This is a genomic window from Metabacillus rhizolycopersici (genome assembly GCF_020075705.1).
The window spans coordinates 1-18,353 of record NZ_JAIQUM010000014.1 but is presented as its reverse complement, the minus strand read 5'-3'; the positions used below and the strand labels follow the sequence as shown (position 1 = coordinate 18,353).

Genomic DNA, 18,353 nt, shown 5'->3' with positions numbered 1-18,353 from the left:
CAACATATTATAACAACATATACTCAAAATCTCTTTGTGATACGGTTCACCATTATTATGTTAAATAAACAAAAGAACAGAAGCTCAAGCTCATCTTTAACAATCTGGCCAGTTTGTTGAATAGCGCAATAAGAACTTAGTCTCGCCTTAAACTATACTTATATATATCTGTATAAGAATTATTACTACCAACATACTTGTCCAGAAAATCACGATAAATAAAAAGAAAGTCACAGCAAAATGGCCTAGCTTTTGGCCAATCAAAAGCTCAGGTAACAGATGATTAAAGAAGCGTACCATCGATTGGAAAGCAGGAGGGATGACAGCTGTTAAAGTCATGCAGGAAGTAGGGCTAAACAAGACGACCTTTTATAAGCTTGTCAGGGAGTATGAAGAAGTAGCACAAGAATAAATCTATGTAATAGCAAGAAACTCGTCAAAAAAATTAGCATTTGAGTTATAATGAATTTGATTGAAAGGAGGTGCAACAATGACTCAAACATTTGATGCACTAGTTGTTAACAAACAAGACGACCAATTTTCTGTTGGCATTCAATCGCTTTCACTGGGGGATTTACCAGAAGGCGACGTACTTATTCGCGTTCATTATTCAAGTGTAAACTATAAAGATAGTCTCGCTTCTATTCCTAATGGCAACATCGTCAACACGTATCCATTTGTACCGGGAATTGATTTAGCTGGCGTCGTTGTTTCATCTAAAAATCCATGTTTTCAAGAAGGGGACAATGTCATTGCTACTAGCTATGACATTGGTGTGTCACATTTCGGTGGCTATAGTGAATATGCTCGCATACCAGCCGAGTGGGTTGTACCACTTCCGAAAGGCCTTACGTTAAAAGAAGCGATGACAATTGGAACAGCTGGATTTACAGCGGCCTTATCCGTTCAACGTCTGGAAGAAAATCATCTAACTCCTGACAAAGGAGCCGTTCTTGTGACGGGAGCAACAGGTGGAGTTGGTAGCTTCGCTGTCTCTATTCTCTCTACTCTTGGTTATCAAGTACAAGCAAGTACAGGAAAAGAATCAGAACACGAATACTTAAAGCATCTTGGTGCACAAAAGATTCTTTCCCGTGAAGATGTCTACAATGGCAAGATTAGAGCATTAGGCGGACAAAAATGGGCAGCAGCTGTTGATCCAGTTGGTGGTGAACCTCTTGCATCTGTGTTAAGCCAAATTCAATATGGCGGCTCAGTAGCTGTTTCTGGTTTAACAGCTGGAACCAAACTTCCAACGACAATCTTCCCGTTTATTTTAAGAGGCGTGAACTTACTTGGAATCGATTCTGTCTACTGCTCAATGGAAACAAGGGTGAAAATATGGAATCGTCTAGCCACTGACTTCAAACCGGCAAACTTAGAAGAACTTGTTCAACAAGAAGTCACACTTCAACAACTTCCTGATGTTCTTTCAACCTTATTAAAAGGGGAAGCACGTGGAAGAATACTTGTGAAATTGTAATGAAAAAGTGACGAGAATCATTTTTCTCGTCACTTTTTGCGTTAAAAACGTTCCTCCACAATCTGGCCCGATTATTGAATAGAATGACTCGCATTTTTTTAAACAACTTTATTATTTTTTAAATGATTTTATTGTAAATTAAACAATTTTTTTGTTACTTAACAGCAGAAGCTTTTCATTCATCAGGTGAATCATGAAATTCAACTATTTTTCATATTAGGAGAGGGCTGGGATACATTTTGGTAATTATTTTGTTGCAAAAATGTATTCAAAGAGGGAACTTTATTAATGTACCCAATTATAAAGGAGGTTACCAATGGTCAATATAAAGGCTATGTTGATATGCTTGTTTACTTTCCCATTCCTGTTTAATGTTTCCTCTGTGATTGCAGCTCCACCTGAAAATGAATTAAACCAATATTTAGATGAGATTGGATGGACGAAACAGGAATTACTGGATTATCTAGAATACTACGAGATCCCTTTAGATGATTTTAGTACAGTGGAAGACCTAAAAGTAGTCATGGGAACCCCAATTAACTCGAAAAATTTACAGGGGTTATTAAAGAAATATAATTTGACAGAACAAGAACTAACAGACCTTATGGATCATTTCGAAGACTCTTTGAATGACTATAAATTTATCGAGGATTTGGATGCAGCGGTTGATTTTTATGTTAACCATGATGAATATATGGCTGAGGTTGAAAATGAGTTGGCAAAGATAGGTCTTACAGAAGAAGAAACGGAGAGATTCTTTAATTATTTAGCTCAAGTAGAAGAAAATAACAAAAATCAACTTGACCAAATGGAAGCACTTGATCTCCGCTTGGAAAATTTCCTATCCGTTAATGATCCATCTGAACTCTCAGACGAGGAATTGGATGAGTTAGTTCAAATTTTAAACGAGACAATCGCCTTATACGAGATTAACGTGAAGTTCAAAATAGATAATAAAGAAGTAACATTAAAAGAACTTCTAAAAATGGAAGAAGCCCCGAACAATTTATTTGTCAGTATCTATAGTACATCTGGAGAGCTTCTAATTGATTTTTCAATGCCAGCTGAATTTTTTGAAACAGGGGATGTCATGGAAAAAGGAGAAGAAATAATTCATGTAGGGGAACTTTCTGACGAATATGTTGACCACATGCATAAAGAAAAGTACGAGAATGCTCAAAAAGAGTTAAAATAAATCCTAATGACCAGGCTTGTTCCTATTAAGACCAAGCTTGGTTGAATAGTTTGTTCAAAAGGATCACTAGGAACAATCTATTAATCAGGCGCAATTCCAGAATAAGAATGGCGCTCTTTCTTTTTATAAAGGGTCAATTAGGTATATACAAATTATTTATTATTATATCATGAAGAGAGGTTGACTCTAGATTGTTGAATAACTCTAGTATGAAATATACTCTTTTTGAGCATAATAGAATCAAGATTAATTGATTCGTAACCCGAGAGAGTGAAGTGAAATGTGTATAATCTGAAGCCTGTGAGAAGTATGAACTTGATAAAAAGATCGAAGGATATTCTAATCTAGTATTAAAACCTTCTAGTCTAGGTCATCGAGTATGTTGTTTTCGATTTCTATTTAAAAGGACATGTAATAAAGGGTTCATTCCCAAGAATCTAGCTGCTAAATTGAAGACAAAAAAGACTGCCAAAAGTAGTCGTCATTTAACGACCTTTTGAGTCAGCCACATTAATACCTATCAAAACAATTTCAAAGATGAAATTTCAAACAAAAACTAGTCATCACGCTGGTTTATCTATACTTTTTTATTTCTCAATTACTTTTTTAATAATTTTTCAATCTCTCCTGTAATTTCTTCAGGATTGGTAGTTGGTGCAAAACGTTTTACTACATTTCCATCTTGATCAATTAAAAACTTCGTAAAGTTCCATTTGATGTTTGTCCCTTCCAACACTGCCGGATTAGTTGCACGTAAATGCTGATATAATCGGCTGTTTTCATCTAGATTTGTTTCTTCTCGTGCTTGCTTACGTAAATATTGATATAAAGGGTGTGCGTTTTCACCATTCACCTCTATTTTTTGGAAAAGAGGAAATGTCACATTATAATTTAATGCGCAAAAGTTACTAATCTCATCATCTGTTCCTGGCTCTTGCCCCCCAAATTGATTGCATGGAAAGCCTAGTACAGTAAATCCATCATCTTTGTATGTACGATATAATTTTTCGATACCTTCATATTGAGGTGTTAATCCACATTTGCTTGCTGTATTTACAATTAACATAACATTTCCAATGTATTTTTGTAGACTAATTTCTTTCCCATTTGATAAATTTGCTTGAAAGGTGTGGACTGTCATATCATTCTCCTTAATAAATCAATTTGTTTTCAACCGATAGTAGAGTGGATCTATACCATTTCTAATAGTATAAATTAAACTAGATTTTTATTCCAAGTAACTGCTTAGTTCTCAGAGTATATTATGCGAGAAAAAGAAGAAGGAAAAATGTAAAAAAATATGTACAAAAAGACGAGCGGATAAATTTACATACAAGAACAATATAATATAGCATAAATTATATTGTTTTATATATAAAATGATAGTCAATAAGTAGTTTAGTACAAAGTGTACCAAATCAACTACAAAAAAGGGAACGTATTTTTGAGTTATACTTCCGTTATTATCAAAACAATGTTTAAACTAAAATGTTATTACAAATGCACAATTAGTCTGAGCTTTACATATGAAACTCTTCAACTTTTGGTTTTCGAAAAAGGGGGACTCAATGGTAAAGTATAGTCGTATTTTCTTCTTTACTGTAATAACAAATGTAATTCTATTTTTTATTTTTGGCTCTATATTTATGGGTGGGGGCATTATCAGGCAAACAAGCTTATCATACTCGTTATTGAATTGTACGGCATTCTCTACAAAGGCTTGAATACACGACCTTATCCAATAAAAGAATCAGAAGCATCTTTGAATTATTCCACTTACTACAAAAAACAAATCACGTGATCCCCGAGCCTTTAAAAATATTAATATGCATTTTCTTCAATATTTTTTTCGATGTTACAAAAGTAAATTCTCGGATAGCTTATGAAAAAGTTTTATTGTTATATTTGAAATTATAAAATTGCTTTTGTTCTTTGATCAGTACGAAAGGAATGGGTATAAAAATGAATGAAGAAAAGCTTAAATATTTGCTTAAACAGATGACATTGGATGAAAAAATCACTCAATTCATTCAATTAGTTCCCCAATTCTATGAAGGTTCAAAATATAAAGGTGACAAAACGGGTCCAATGACTGATTTAGGTATTAATAAAGAAATTGTTCAAAATAGCGGTTCTGTCATTGGTGCTTCAGGGGCTAAGGAGATTATCAATATTCAGGAAACACATCTCAAAAACAATCGGCTCGGTATTCCCCTATTATTTATGGCTGATATTGTTCATGGTTTTAAGACGATTTTCCCGGTTCCTCTGGCAATAGGATGTTCATGGGATTTGGATCTTGCTGAAAAAAGCGCTCAGGTTGCTGCTTTGGAGGCGTCCGTATCGGGTATTCATGTTACGTTCGCACCAATGGTTGATTTAGTTAGAGACCCACGCTTTGGAAGGGTAATGGAATCAACAGGAGAAGATCCTTACTTAAATAGTCAATTGGCAAAAGCTTTTGTCCGTGGATTTCAGGGGCCTGACCTTGAGAACACTCCATACCGGGTGGCAACCTGTGTGAAGCACTTTGCAGCTTATGGAGCTCCTGAAGGGGGACGAGATTATAATACAGTTGATATGTCAGAAAGACAGCTGAGGGAATATTATTTACCTGCATACAAGGCAGCTCTGGATGAGGGAGCCCAAATGATCATGACTTCATTTAACACGGTTAACGGAATTCCTTCCACTGGGAACCGAAAGCTTTTACGCGGGATACTTCGGGATGAGTGGAATTTTGACGGTGTCGTCATTTCGGACTGGGGATCTGTGAAGGAGCTAATTCCGCATGGAGTAGCAACTAATGAATTAGAAGCTGCCTATAAAGCCATTGTAGCCGGTGTCGATATCGAAATGATGACGGCAGCCTACGTAAAGCATCTATCTTGGTTAGTAGGTATGGAAGCGGTTGATGAAGCACTGATCGATGAAGCCGTACTACGAATTTTAAGACTAAAATCCAAGCTTGGTTTATTTGAAAATCCTTATCGTGGTGCAGATGAAGCAGTATCGAAAAAAATCATTATGAGCAAGCAGCATCGTGAAATTTCCCGGGAGTTGGCAACTAAATCGATTGTCCTTTTACAAAATAAATATCATCTTCTCCCGCTTCAAAAAGAGCAGAAGATTGCCGTTATTGGTCCGTTTGCAAAGAGCCATGATATATTAGGGCCTTGGTCTTGGCTAGGTTCAAAAGAAGAGGCTATTCCGTTATATGATGGACTTTTAGAAAAAGTGGGAGCCCATTCTCTTCTTTATGCGGAAGGCTGTGAAATTGAAGTTGGAACAAACGAGCAGCAAAATGCTGCACTAAAGATAGCAGAAGAAGTGGATGTCATTGTGCTTGCGCTCGGGGAAAGCTCCGAGATGAGCGGAGAAGCAGCAAGCAGAGCTGATATCCACTTACCACAGGTTCAACTTGATTTAATCAAAAAATTAAAGAAGGCAAATAAGCCAATGATAGTGGTTCTTTTTAATGGCCGTCCACTTGACCTTCACAGTGTCTCCTGCGAGGTAGATGCCATTCTTGAAGCATGGTTTCCAGGAACTGAGGGTGGAGCAGCGATTGCTGACCTCATGTTCGGTGATAAGAATCCATCTGCCAAATTAAGCATCTCTTTTCCGTATTCCGTTGGTCAGATACCTGTTTACTATAATCACTTTCACACAGGACGTCCTAAAAATGCGCCTAATGCAGAAGAGAAATATGTTTCAAAGTACTTGGATATTCCAAATGAACCTTTATTTTCATTTGGATTTGGCTTAAGCTACACTACTTTTTTATATAGAAATGCAAAACTATCGGATAGAATGATGACGGTTGAAACTCCTATAACCATCTCTGTTGATCTAACAAATGACGGTGATGTAAAAGGAGCGGAAATTGTTCAACTCTATATTCAAGATGTAGTAGGAGAAGTCGTTCGCCCATTGAAAGAATTGAAAGGCTTCAAAAAGGTGATGTTGAACCCTGGAGAAACAAAAACAGTTTCTTTTATCATTACAGAGGAGCAGTTGCGCTATCATCATTCAGATTTACAATATAAAAGTGATCCGGGTGCGTTTGTTGCATACATCGGTACAAACAGCTACGATGTACAGGCTTTACCGTTTCAATTAATTAAATAGTCATTAAAAGTGGAATGGGCTCCATTATTTATAAGGTGGAAATCATCCTAAAATATAAAGTTTGTGAAGAGATATACTTAAAGTAACGGTTCAGGACAGTTGAAGAAAGAGATGTTAATTACAACATCTCTTATTGCTTAAGCACCAATCTCATCTGCATGCTTCATCATTTCTTCATCTATGATTTCAACTAATTCTTGGTTACTATACATATATAAAACAACTTCTTTTAATTCATCTTCAATATGAATTTCAGCTTTAATGCGTATTTTTGCTTGTTGTCCGTTAAAATTAACATTAAAGATACCAATTTCTTTTACTTCGTTGTTCTCCTTCATTTTTTCTATTTCAGATTGAATGGAATTGATTTCATCATCAGTAAAACCTGAATCCAATACGGAGGACGATAGCCTGTTTAAGAAAGGTTGTATCTCATCAATGTCAAAATTCATTCCATCTGCTAATTGTGCTTCATCGTTGTTTATATTTTTCATTTTGTTAAAAATATAGATCGTACCTCCAACTAAAAATATTAAAATAAGACCAATAATTAAACTTTAATATACCTTCACACCTTTCTGTTTATTATTATAAAGCAACATTTAATTTTACTAACTACATAAAGCGAGACTTCCATCAGTGGGGGTTTTCCTTATCCCCCACTGATGGATAGTGAGACTTATCGGGCTTTTACGGGCAGTTATCCCCCACCTTCGCTTCTTGGTGATTCATTCAAGCTTAGAGGTGGGGGTATTACTGCCCGTTAATGCGGGATAAATAATCCCAAGTTATTATAGTAAAAAATGAATAAAACAATATCGAGGTGAAAGCATGAAATATACTTGTCCTTGTTGTGGTTATAACACATTAGATGAAGAACCTCCGGGTACATATGGTATTTGTAACATTTGTTTTTGGGAAGATGATGGGGTTCAATATAGAGACCCTGATTATGAAGGTGGCGCAAATGAAGTTTCATTAAGACAGGCACAACAAAATTTCATAAAATTTGGGGCTTGTGATGAAGGAAGTATTACGTTTGTGAGAAAACCAAATAAAGAAGACTTCAAAGACCCAAATTGAAAAACGTTATGAGTATACTTAAGGATAAATGATTCTGTTTGTTAATTAACAATCGGACGCTTTCCAGTAATATGAATCTGCTTCCGGTGATACAGGTGAGTTCATCTTCAGAGAGTTCGACGAAAAAATTGGTTTCTCAAAGACATTGGCTAAACACTTAGATTTGAAAGAAACAAGGGCTTACTACATTCATTCAAATGAAAATTTACTTTGTCAAAAGATTTATCAAATCATTGCTGGGTATTCCGAAGATGAAGCTGCTGATCAACTGACGCAAGATCCTGCATTTACTCAAATCATTGGAACACCAGCGTTAGCTTCCCAACCTAGTTTAGCTCGTTTTTTTTAAACGATTTGATCAACCTCTCACAAATGATTGACCCAATCTAGTAGAAGATGACGGATATACTAGGCGGTAGTTTATGATATAATTAACTCGAATATTTGTTATGGTGAGAGAACAGAGTCGTGTTAGTGAATAGTTATAAATCTACTGTTGGAGGAGCCAATGATGAATCAGACACTTAGAAGGGCTATTGTTGACTCGCAAGAATTCAAAATTTCTACTAAAAATATTTGGAAGCGCTATCAAGATGTAGGTCAATATAACGAAGGAAGCATACGGGGGGAAATCTTCGATTCATGGGAGAATTCTAAGAAACTAGGCATCAGCCCTTTTCAAAACAAAATTAATGAAATTATCAAACAGAACGACTTGGAAGATCGACTCAAGAAAAACGAACAATTGCTTTCGTTTGCTACACCAAAAATAAAAAGTTTGACCGATATCCTAAATGATTCTAAAACAATGTTTTCAATTACGGATAAACACGGTACTATTTTACATTCCTCCGGTGAAAAGACTGTCTTGAAAAAAGCGGAGAGAATAAATATTTTTACTGGGGGAACCTGGAGTGAGAAGTCTGCGGGAACAAATGCGGTTGGGATGGTACTTAGGACGAAAAAGCCATCGCGAGTTTTGTTTTCGGAACATTTCTGTGAAAAAAATCATGAATGGTATTGTGTGGCCTACCCTATTTTAGCTCCTTTTACAAATGAACTATTAGGAATTATTAATATTGCAGGTAACTATAATCAAGTGCATCAACATACAATTGGGCTCGTCATATCAGAAGCAAACAATATTTCCAAGTCTATTGATCAACAATATTATGAGTATATTTTACGTAATAATTTATTTATGAATACAGCAATGGAAGGTATAGAAGATGCTATATTTGTAGTGGATAGTGAAAAAAGGATTGTAGAAAAAAATGGTGCTGCCAGGTCGCAGTTTATTTTAAGTGGTATTCAATCAATCAAAAGCCTCCCCGAATTAGATAGACTTGTAGAATTTGTCTTACAACATGGGAAGATTATTATAAGAGAAGAAGTAAATGATAATCTAAATAAGAAAAAATTCATTTGCTCCATTTATCCCGTTACTTTTCAGGATGAGCACCTGGGAGCAGTAATATTTTTTAGAGAAAATTCAGCATCTGCCGCTCCAAAACCACAACAGCTTACATCAGTCCGTTCAGTGAATTCTAAATCTACACGGTATAGTTTTGATGATATGATCGGTTCTTCTCCAGAATATAAAGAAGTCGTGAGAAAGGCGCAAAAAGCATCATTGATCGATGCTACACTTTTTCTAGCGGGCGAAACGGGAACAGGAAAAGAAGTTTTCGCACAGGCGATCCATCAGGCTAGCAACCGTAGTAATCACCCCTTTGTAGCCATTAACTGCGGTGCTATTCCACATGGGTTGTTTGAAAGTGAACTATTCGGTTATGAATCAGGTGCTTTCACCGGTGCTAAATCAAAAGGTAATCCTGGGAAGTTTGAATTGGCCCAGGGAGGAACAATTTTTCTTGATGAAATTGCAGATATGCCCCTAGATTTACAAGTCCATTTACTTCGTATATTAGAAGAGAGGGTCGTCACAAGAATAGGTGGAGATAAAACAACGCCTCTTGATGTGCGTGTCATTGCAGCTACTCATAAAGATTTAAATGAAGCAGTTAAAAATGGTCAATTTCGAGAAGATTTATTGTATCGGCTTCGTGTCATTCAATTGAAAATTCCTGCTTTACGTGAAAGGATCTCTGATGTTCCTGCATTGGTTCATCACTTCGTTAAGAAAATGAGTGGTCAATTCGGGAAACAAGAGATTCTGATACATAAAGATACAATGCAATGCTTGACACAATACACTTGGCCGGGAAATATTAGGGAATTAAAAAATGTCATCCAACAATCACTTTTTAATATGGAAGGAAATATAATGTTCCCATTCGATTTACCACCAGAAGTGATTGGAAATTTAGGTGAAAACGAGAAAGAGAGAATAATTGAAGCAATGATCAGAGAAAATGGAAACGTCACAAAAGCTGCGAAAGTACTCGATCTTTCTCGAGCTACTATGTATCGAAAAATCAAGCAGTATCATCTTTCCGCTGAAGATTGGATTGATGGAAAGTAAAAAGGAAATTTTTCACGAGGCCCCCAAAATTCACCCTTCTTTTGGATGAGAAGGATAAATTTGGGGGCTTTTTTGCATTGAGACAATGTGACATTTTTTCGTCTCATTGAAACAGTATATGTAGGAGAATGAGAATAGATAAGATGCAATATTATTATCTATCTATTGATTTGACAACGTTTTCATTTTGTTCTTGAAAATTGGCACGGTTCTTGCATTATATTTTAGTGTATCAAGGTTTCACTTTAAGACGAAAGCATGGTGATGAAGACAAATGAAGGAATTTGACGTTATTGTCATTGGTGCAGGACCTGGGGGATATGTTTCCGCTATTCGTGCTGCACAATTGGGGAAAAGAGTCGCTATCGTCGAGAAGAAAAAAATTGGCGGGGCGTGCCTGAATGTTGGTTGCATCCCTTCAAAGACACTATTGAAACATAGTGAAATGGTTGAAGAGATTCAAAAAGCAAACAGCTGGGGAATAAAAACTGGAGAATTGACCATTGATTTCCCAAAACTGATGAAGCGAAAAGATCAAGTAGTGCAAACGTTGACAAGTGGTGTTGAATATTTGCTAAAGAAAAACAAAATTACTTTATTTCAAGGAGAGGCATCAATTACTGAAGACTTAGTCGTTTCCATTGGTAATGACAAGATCAAAGGTCGAGATATTTTGCTAGCAACAGGAAGCAGACCTTTTATTCCACCAATTAAAGGGTTGGATAAAGTGGACTATTTGACGACTGATTCATTCTTTGATCTGGAAAAACTACCAAAAAACATGGTGATTATTGGTGGTGGAGTGATTTCAGTAGAATTAGCTTTCGCTATGGCTCCATTGGGAACAAAGGTGACAATTATTGAAGTTGCACCTGACATTCTATTAACCGAAGACCTTGATGCACGAAATGTAATTAAAAAGCAATTACAAAAGAAAAACATTCAAACGATCATACAAGCTGATATCCGGGAAGTGAAAAAAGAAAAGGTTATGTTAGTGGACCAAGAAATTTCATATGATACTCTTTTAATCGCGACCGGGAGAACACCAAATATTGAAGTGTTACAAAATCTAAACATAAAAATGGATAGCAGTAACAAGTTTGTTGCTGTCGATGATTATTATGAAACAAGTAAAAAACATGTTTATGCAGTAGGAGATATGATAGGAGGCTATCAATTGGCTCACGCAGCGAGTGCAGAAGGACTAGTCGCGGTTCATGCAATGAATGGGGATATGCCTCAAACTCTTCAACAGACAGAAATTCCTAGATGTGTATATACACATCCAGAAATCGCTTCATTTGGGTTAAGTGAAGAACAAGCAAAGAATACCCATTATGATGTGAAGGTAACCATATCCCAGCTTGCTGGAAATGGTAAAGCCATTGCAATGGGAGAAACAGAAGGATTTATTAAAATCATCTCTGATACTAAATATCAGGAAATTTTGGGGGCTGTTATTGTTGGTGCCAACGCAACCGAGTTAATTGGCGAGATATTGGCTATGAAGCACTCGGAAGGAACAATGAATGAGCTAGCAAGCCTTATCCATGCACATCCAGCTGTTTCTGAAGCAATTGGAGAAAGTGCAAATGCTTTATTCCAACAAGCTATTCATGTCTAAACAATATAGAGGGAGGAATTAATAATGGAAAAGAAAGAAGCGCTTTGGATTTATCAAAAGATGAATGAGATTAGATTTTTTGAAGACGATGTACATCGTACCTTTGGGAAAGGCTTAATTCCGGGATTCGTTCATTTGTATGCAGGTGAAGAGGCTGTTGCAACTGGGGTAATGGCTTTGTTGGATGATGACGATTATATTACAAGTACTCACCGTGGACATGGACATGCGATTGCAAAAGGTTGCGATATCAATGGGATGATGGCTGAAATCATGGGAAAAAAAGATGGCTTAGGTGGAGGGAAGGGTGGCTCCATGCACGTTGCCGATGTTGGTAAAGGGATGCTAGGTGCCAATGGGATTGTTGGCGGTGGCTTCGGGATAGCTGCCGGTGCAGCTCTTAGCATTAAGACGTTAGGCAAAGACAATGTGGCTGTTTGCTTCTTTGGTGATGGTGCTTCAAACGAAGGTACGTTCCACGAAGGTTTAAATCTTGCTTCTATTTTAGGTTTACCTGTTATCTTTGTTTGTGAAAACAATCAATTTGGTGAAGGTACACCATTTCGATATGCAAGTGCTTCTGAAACAGTTTTTGAAAGAGCATCAGCTTATAATATGCCAGGCGTCCGTGTGGATGGCATGGATGTTGAAGCGGTTTATAATGCTACAAAAGAAGCTATTGAAAGGGCAAAGACAGGGAAAGGTCCTACTTTAATTGAATGTGATACGTATCGGCACTATGGTCACTTTGAAGGTGACGAACAAAAATACAAAACGGATAACGATCCAAATAAAGACCGTGATCCCATTCCTGAGTTTCGTGAAAAAGCAATTGAAAATGGTTGGATGACTGTAGAAGAAGCAGACGCTATTGAAGCAGCAGCAGAAAAAACAATTAAAGAGGCAGTTGCTTTTGCAGAAGCTAGTCCATTACCAGATGAATCGACTCTATATACGGATATCTTTGCATAAGAATAGGGGGAATTATAATGACAAAAAGACAAGTTACGTTTATGACAGCGATTACAGAAGCGATGGCACAAGCGATGCGAAAAGACGAGACAGTCATATTAATTGGTACTGACGTTGCAGGTGGTGCTGAAGTAGATCACTTAGTTCATGACGATGGTCGCCATGATGATGCTTTTGGTGGTGTTTTCGGATTATCGAAGGGGATGGTGACAGAGTTTGGCAGAGGACGTGTAATTGACACGCCTATTGCGGAACATGGATATTTTAGTGCAGCGGTCGGTGCAGCTGCTACAGGTTTACGTCCCATTGCTGAGTTGATGTTTAACGACTTTATCGGATTTGCTTTGGATCCAATCTTAAATCAAGGTGCAAAGATGCGATATATGTTTGGCGGAAAGGCAAAAATCCCTCTTACTGTCCGGACGGTACATGGTGCAGGAGCAGGTGCAGCTGCCCAACACTCTCAAACATTGTATGGGATGTTTGGTTCCATTCCAGGGGTTAAAGTAGTCGTTCCTTCCAATCCATATGATGCCAAAGGGTTGATGCTAGCAGCGATTGAAGAGGATAATTTAGTCGTTTTTTCAGAGGATAAGATGCTATACGGCATGAAAGGTGATGTGCCTGAAGAATATTACACAATCGAAATTGGTAAAGCCAATGTGACAAGAGAAGGAACGGACCTTACGATTGTAGCGATCGGTAAAATGGTTCAGGTAGCTCTTGAAGTAGCAGAAACATTAAATAAAGATGGAATCTCGGTGGAAGTAATTGATTTAAGAACAGTAGCACCGTGGGATCAAGAAACTGTTCTCAGATCTGTGGAGAAAACAGGACGGCTCATTGTCATTGATGAATCAAATCCGCATAACAATACCGCAACAGATATTGCTTCAGTCGTTGCAGATAAAGCTTTTGATTATCTTGATGGTCCGATTAAAACCATATGTGCACCAAATACACCGGTACCATTTGCATCTAACTTAGAAAAAGCCTACATTCCAGATGCAAAAAAGGTGTTGACAGTAGCAGATGAATTAATAGCTGACTTGAAAAAATATGTAACGAACTAGGAGGTGCACGAGAGAATGAGTGGAACAATTGTAATGCCTAAATTAGGGATGACGATGACAGAAGGTAAAATTGTGGAATGGTATAAAGAAGTTGGAGATCCAGTTAATCAAGGTGAAGCTATTCTGATGATCAGTTCGGAAAAATTGAACCAAGAAATTGAAGCTCCGATAGCAGGTGTTTTGCTAAACAAAAATGGTGAAGTTGAAGATGAACTAAAAGTCGGTGCTACTATTGCTGTAATCGGAGAAGAAGGGAAGACTGTTTTAACGAACGATAACGAGGCTGTTCAACCTACTACTGCAATTGAAAAACCGGATAATAGTGACTATACAGATGTGTTGGTAAACAAGGAAGAAAAGACTATGAAAGGTGATCGCCTTTTCATCACTCCATTAGCTAAAAAAATGGCAAAAGATAATAATTTTGACATGAATTTGATTAAAGGTACTGGTGGCAATGGTAGAATTACCAAACAAGATATCCAGCGTGTATTAGCAAATGGTTTAGATTATAAATCAGATCTCCCAACCCAACCTGCATCAGTCGATGTTGAAGTTGTTGGTGAAGGGCTGCCACCGATGCGAAAAGCAATTGCTCGAAATATGCGTAGAAGTTTGGGACAAACTGCTCAATTAACTTTACATCGAAAAGCAAATGCGGATAACTTAATCGACTTCCAGAAAGTGCTAAGGAAAGAAATCGAGTCAACTGAATTAGATGTCAAACTTACTTTAACGGTATTGATTGCAAGGGCAACCGTTCTTGCTTTACAAGATCTGAAGAAAATGAATTCTCTTTATCAGGATGGCCAATTAACAGAGTTTGATGAGGTTCATCTGGGAATTGCGACTTCTCTAGAAGATGGCTTGGTAGTCCCTGTTATAAAGGATGCTCATCAAAAAACAATCGGTAATCTTGCAAGGGAAATAAAGGAATTAACAGGGAAAGCTAGAAACGGTGAGGCAAGCGGGGATTTGCTCTCTGGATCGACATTCACGATTACAAACCTAGGAGCCAGTGGAATTGAATACTTTACACCTATTTTGAATACGCCAGAAACAGGTATTTTAGGAGTAGGGGCTTTCCAAGATGAATTAATCTTAACTGAAAAGGGCAAAGTCAAATCGGTTAAGAAAATTCCATTTAGTGTAACCTTCGACCATCAAATCGTAGACGGTGCTACAGCAGCAGATTTCTTAACTATTTTAACTAAATATATAGAGTCACCTTATCTATTAGTTCTATAAGAGGCACGAGAAATAAAGATTAATAGTAGGTGTGAAGCTATTAAGAGGAAAAGATCTAGTAAGATGAATCGTACGATCTACCCTTTGAAAATTTTAGGAGGTGTTGCAATGTCTGATCAAAAAACAGCAGTTATCACGGGTGGAGGCCAAGGAATTGGTAAAGGGATTGCAAAAAGATTAGCAAGTGATGGGTTTGCAATCATATTAAGCGATATGAACGAAGAAGTACTGAATACTACTGTTAAAGAATTTAAAGAACAAAACATAAACGTAGCCTCGTTCGTTGGGAATGTATCTAAACCGGAAGACCAAGAAGCATTAGTCAAAACAGCTGTGGATCATTTTGGACGCGTAGATGTTTTCATTAATAATGCAGGAATTGAACAAGTAGCACCTATTGATAATATCCAACCATCTGAGTTAGAAAAACTTTTCCAAGTAAACGTGTTTGGTGTAGTATATGGCATCCAAGCTGCTGCTAAACAAATGAAAAAACAGGGAACAGGCGGAAAAATCATTAATGCTTGCAGTATTGCAGGACATCAAGCATTTACGATGTTAGCTGCTTATTCAGCAACAAAATTCTCTGTTCGTGCATTCACGCAAGCTGCAGCTAAAGAATATGCAAAAGATAAAATCACAGTGAATGCATATTGCCCTGGCATTGTCGGAACAGGCATGTGGGATAGAATTGATGCGGGCATGGTTGAATACATGGGATTGGAACAAGAAGAAGCCTTTAAAAAGTTTTCAGAAGGCATTGCATTAGGGCGCACACAAGAACCAGAAGACGTGGCAAACTTTGTTTCTTATTTAGCATCCTCAGATTCTGATTATATGACTGGACAATCAGTTATGATTGATGGTGGTATTGTATATAATTAAGAGCACAAAAATTTGAAACTTCCATCTTTAACAGATTAGAGTTCAGACTGTCAAATTACTAAGTTCGTTTTTAAATCTTCTATTTGCTGCTGTCTGTCTTGTTTCTTAATTATACACATTTCATCAAACTTGGTTTGATGAGAATTGAACTGTAACCCTCCGTTTATTAAATAACTTTATTGTCATTAATCATAATAGGTTTCAATAATTGATAAATTGGCCAAAAACTAGATTCTCCTTTTTAAAAGAAGAGAATCTAGTTTTTATTTTTACCTTATCTTTGTGTCATAACTTTAGAAGACGAAGAGGTGTCTGTTTTATCGCTCCAATTGCTTAAAACCTATTAAGTTGAAAGTTTCGTAGTTTTCATCATTTTGACCGGTGAACAAAAGACCAGCTAATCTCTTTGTAATGATATTAGCTGGTTTAGTTGCGTAAGGGATGTATTCGCGACTTCTTGGCTGAGCCAAACGCAAAGCGTGATGAGTTCATCCGTTTGATACTTACTAGATCGTCGTACAAAACCAACCTGTTTGGCGATTTTTTGTAGGACGATTGGAGATAGAAAACGTTGTAATTCTTGTGAGAAGAGATGTAATTCTTCAGAAAGAGAGAGATCCATGAAAAAACGTCATCCTTTTCAAGTATTTTACTGAAAGAATAACGTTTTTTTCATTTTGGGGGAAATTTGTTTAGTTAGCTTGATGGGCATGGGGTAGCGTCAGGAATATGCGGATTTACAATGCTAAGCAAATTTTCCCGACGGTTACCCGGATTTTAAGACCGTTAAGAAGTTCTTAACGGTCTTAAAGAATCTAACGAGACCTTTTTCTCCGAATTAAAATGGTATTCTCCCAGTAAATTAATATGCTCCCAGCCTCACTGAGACATATGATGCAGCAAGTCCTCATTAAAGTCACCTAATCCTTTTTGATATTCTATCGCTTTTGACAAATATAGAGTATTCCAGACACTAATGGCATTGAGAATTTAAGTTCCCCCGATTTTCCCTCCCCTGTTTGATTTTATTGTGTAATATGACGATGCAAAGATAAGTTGGCTGTCTTTTTTATTCAGCAATCGGGCCATTTAATTGAAGAACATTTTTATAAAAAACTGAATATTAAAGTGCAGGTATGATTTTGAAGGATTGTACTATATGTAAGCAGCAGGATAGTTTAGGAAAAAATATTCAAAGTGGAATTAATATGTTGTTGCATTCTTAATATTCTTTTGTTAATATCGTTTCATAGCTAACGATTATGAAAACTTAATGAGGTGATTCATTATTCATTCATTTAATGAGGATGGGGAACTTCTTCCTGAAGAAATCGATACCATCAACCGTTTAACGAAAATCCCTATTCATTCGCTAAATCTGGATGCGATTTTAATCGCTACGAATATATATCGAATCGCACAAGGATTAAGAAACAAAATGGAACGAGAAGTCTTATCTCAATATGGGTTATCTTGGACCGCCTTTTCCATGCTATATGATTTGTGGATCTGGGAATCCATTGAAACGAAAAAATTAGCACAGTCAGCTGGTGTCTCAAAGGCTACAATCAGCAATATAACCAAAACGCTTGAACAAAAAGAATTATGTTTCCGAAAAAGTGATATTAGAGATAAAAGAATGACCTACGTTGTGTTGACAGATAAGGGTAAGCAAGTGATGGAGGAACTTTATCCACAATTTCATAAAGGTGAAATCGAGATCGTCTCTGGCTTGTCTGTAGAGGAACAAAAGAGTATGGAAACATTACTTAGAAGATTAATAAGAGAAAATGATTTTTAGTAACGACAATTAAACATGGAAAAGTGATGACAGGAAATCTAGTAGTAGTTATCTCCCTGTAGAAAGAGAGTCGATGGTTGGTGGAAATCGACACAAAGATAACACGAATTACAATTCCTTGAGCTTTCTTTGTGAAACAAACAGTAGCAAAGAACGGACGAGCCGTTAATCGTTGAGTGGAAGGATCATATTCTTCAATAAGGGTGGTACCGCGTGCAAAAGTTAAACCACGTCCCTTTTTTGGAGGGCACTGAAAAAGTCCATGTAATGAGAAAAAGAAGCTAATCACCTACTATATATAGGTGACTAACTTCTTTTCGTTATATATATATTGATAAAATGCACATTACTTTCTCAAAGTAATCACTTT

General features: G+C 36.9%; 13 protein-coding genes, 3 pseudogenes and 1 other annotated feature. Of the genes and pseudogenes, 12 read left to right on the top strand and 4 right to left on the bottom strand.

Annotated features, from left to right (window positions below; genetic code table 11):
- Positions 1-490: 490 nt before the first annotated feature.
- The gene (locus tag K9V48_RS08805; protein ID WP_224138436.1) at positions 491-1,483 is read left to right on the top strand and encodes an NADPH:quinone oxidoreductase family protein; all 993 of its coding nucleotides are present in this window, start codon (positions 491-493) and stop codon (positions 1,481-1,483) included.
- A 316-nt stretch (positions 1,484-1,799) separates the two neighbouring features.
- Positions 1,800-2,678 (top strand): processed acidic surface protein, encoded by an 879-nt coding sequence (locus tag K9V48_RS08800; RefSeq protein ID WP_224138434.1) that lies wholly within the window; start codon positions 1,800-1,802, stop codon positions 2,676-2,678.
- A 598-nt stretch (positions 2,679-3,276) separates the two neighbouring features.
- On the opposite strand, the gene K9V48_RS08795 is transcribed toward K9V48_RS08800, so the two are convergent.
- On the bottom strand, positions 3,277-3,819 hold the full coding sequence (locus K9V48_RS08795) for a glutathione peroxidase (protein WP_224138431.1): 543 nt from the start codon (positions 3,817-3,819) through the stop codon (positions 3,277-3,279).
- A gap of 821 nt (positions 3,820-4,640) precedes the next feature.
- Between K9V48_RS08795 and K9V48_RS08790 the strand changes: the two genes are divergently transcribed.
- Positions 4,641-6,809 (top strand): glycoside hydrolase family 3 N-terminal domain-containing protein, encoded by a 2,169-nt coding sequence (locus tag K9V48_RS08790; RefSeq protein WP_224138429.1) that lies wholly within the window; start codon positions 4,641-4,643, stop codon positions 6,807-6,809.
- Between the two features lie 137 nt (positions 6,810-6,946).
- Here K9V48_RS08790 and K9V48_RS08785 read toward each other — a convergent pair whose 3' ends face one another.
- Entirely contained in the window at positions 6,947-7,303 is a 357-nt protein-coding gene (locus tag K9V48_RS08785) for a hypothetical protein (protein WP_224138427.1), read from the bottom strand.
- A 337-nt stretch (positions 7,304-7,640) separates the two neighbouring features.
- Here K9V48_RS08785 and K9V48_RS08780 point away from each other — a divergent pair, with 337 nt between their 5' ends.
- From K9V48_RS08780 to K9V48_RS08745, 8 genes and pseudogenes are all read left to right on the top strand, one after another.
- Positions 7,641-7,892, top strand: coding sequence for a CPCC family cysteine-rich protein (locus K9V48_RS08780; RefSeq protein WP_224138425.1), 252 nt, complete (start codon positions 7,641-7,643; stop codon positions 7,890-7,892).
- Positions 7,893-7,968: 76 nt separating this feature from the next.
- Positions 7,969-8,238: pseudogene (locus tag K9V48_RS08775) on the top strand (transposase); the annotation flags it as partial.
- Positions 8,239-8,403: 165 nt separating this feature from the next.
- Positions 8,404-10,377 carry a sigma-54-dependent Fis family transcriptional regulator gene (locus K9V48_RS08770; RefSeq protein ID WP_224138423.1) on the top strand — a complete coding sequence of 658 codons (1,974 nt, stop codon included), beginning with the start codon at positions 8,404-8,406 and terminating at the stop codon, positions 10,375-10,377.
- A gap of 274 nt (positions 10,378-10,651) precedes the next feature.
- Positions 10,652-12,004 carry a dihydrolipoyl dehydrogenase gene (gene lpdA, locus K9V48_RS08765; protein ID WP_224138421.1) on the top strand — a complete coding sequence of 451 codons (1,353 nt, stop codon included), beginning with the start codon at positions 10,652-10,654 and terminating at the stop codon, positions 12,002-12,004.
- A gap of 24 nt (positions 12,005-12,028) precedes the next feature.
- Positions 12,029-12,976, top strand: a complete 948-nt coding sequence (locus tag K9V48_RS08760) for a thiamine pyrophosphate-dependent dehydrogenase E1 component subunit alpha (RefSeq protein ID WP_224138420.1) — start codon at positions 12,029-12,031, stop codon at positions 12,974-12,976.
- 17 nt (positions 12,977-12,993) lie between these two features.
- Complete coding sequence (locus K9V48_RS08755; protein ID WP_224138418.1) at positions 12,994-14,049, top strand: alpha-ketoacid dehydrogenase subunit beta; 1,056 nt, start codon at positions 12,994-12,996, stop codon at positions 14,047-14,049.
- Between the two features lie 15 nt (positions 14,050-14,064).
- Positions 14,065-15,297, top strand: coding sequence for a dihydrolipoamide acetyltransferase family protein (locus tag K9V48_RS08750; protein WP_224138416.1), 1,233 nt, complete (start codon positions 14,065-14,067; stop codon positions 15,295-15,297).
- A 108-nt stretch (positions 15,298-15,405) separates the two neighbouring features.
- The gene (locus K9V48_RS08745; RefSeq protein ID WP_224138414.1) at positions 15,406-16,182 is read left to right on the top strand and encodes an acetoin reductase; all 777 of its coding nucleotides are present in this window, start codon (positions 15,406-15,408) and stop codon (positions 16,180-16,182) included.
- A 427-nt stretch (positions 16,183-16,609) separates the two neighbouring features.
- On the opposite strand, the pseudogene K9V48_RS08740 reads toward K9V48_RS08745, so the two are convergent.
- Positions 16,610-16,804, bottom strand: a pseudogene (locus K9V48_RS08740) (IS4 family transposase); the annotation flags it as partial.
- A gap of 164 nt (positions 16,805-16,968) precedes the next feature.
- A pseudogene (locus tag K9V48_RS08735) lies at positions 16,969-17,172 on the bottom strand (Tn3 family transposase); the annotation flags it as partial.
- Between the two features lie 298 nt (positions 17,173-17,470).
- Between K9V48_RS08735 and K9V48_RS08730 the strand changes: the two are divergent.
- Positions 17,471-17,983 carry a MarR family transcriptional regulator gene (locus K9V48_RS08730; RefSeq protein ID WP_224138511.1) on the top strand — a complete coding sequence of 171 codons (513 nt, stop codon included), beginning with the start codon at positions 17,471-17,473 and terminating at the stop codon, positions 17,981-17,983.
- 17 nt (positions 17,984-18,000) lie between these two features.
- Positions 18,001-18,223: a binding site (T-box leader), on the top strand.
- Positions 18,224-18,353: the final 130 nt, after the last annotated feature.

Excerpts from the sequence above, each read along its gene's own strand:
- K9V48_RS08805 (WP_224138436.1), top strand. The coding sequence starts at position 491 with ATGACTCAAACATTTGATGCACTAGTTGTTAACAAACAAGACGACCAA.
- K9V48_RS08800 (WP_224138434.1), top strand. The coding sequence starts at position 1,800 with ATGGTCAATATAAAGGCTATGTTGATATGCTTGTTTACTTTCCCATTC.
- K9V48_RS08795 (WP_224138431.1), bottom strand. The coding sequence starts at position 3,819 with ATGACAGTCCACACCTTTCAAGCAAATTTATCAAATGGGAAAGAAATT.
- K9V48_RS08790 (WP_224138429.1), top strand. The coding sequence starts at position 4,641 with ATGAATGAAGAAAAGCTTAAATATTTGCTTAAACAGATGACATTGGAT.
- K9V48_RS08785 (WP_224138427.1), bottom strand. The coding sequence starts at position 7,303 with ATGAAAAATATAAACAACGATGAAGCACAATTAGCAGATGGAATGAAT.
- K9V48_RS08780 (WP_224138425.1), top strand. The coding sequence starts at position 7,641 with ATGAAATATACTTGTCCTTGTTGTGGTTATAACACATTAGATGAAGAA.
- K9V48_RS08770 (WP_224138423.1), top strand. The coding sequence starts at position 8,404 with ATGAATCAGACACTTAGAAGGGCTATTGTTGACTCGCAAGAATTCAAA.
- lpdA (WP_224138421.1), top strand. The coding sequence starts at position 10,652 with ATGAAGGAATTTGACGTTATTGTCATTGGTGCAGGACCTGGGGGATAT.
- K9V48_RS08760 (WP_224138420.1), top strand. The coding sequence starts at position 12,029 with ATGGAAAAGAAAGAAGCGCTTTGGATTTATCAAAAGATGAATGAGATT.
- K9V48_RS08755 (WP_224138418.1), top strand. The coding sequence starts at position 12,994 with ATGACAAAAAGACAAGTTACGTTTATGACAGCGATTACAGAAGCGATG.
- K9V48_RS08750 (WP_224138416.1), top strand. The coding sequence starts at position 14,065 with ATGAGTGGAACAATTGTAATGCCTAAATTAGGGATGACGATGACAGAA.
- K9V48_RS08745 (WP_224138414.1), top strand. The coding sequence starts at position 15,406 with ATGTCTGATCAAAAAACAGCAGTTATCACGGGTGGAGGCCAAGGAATT.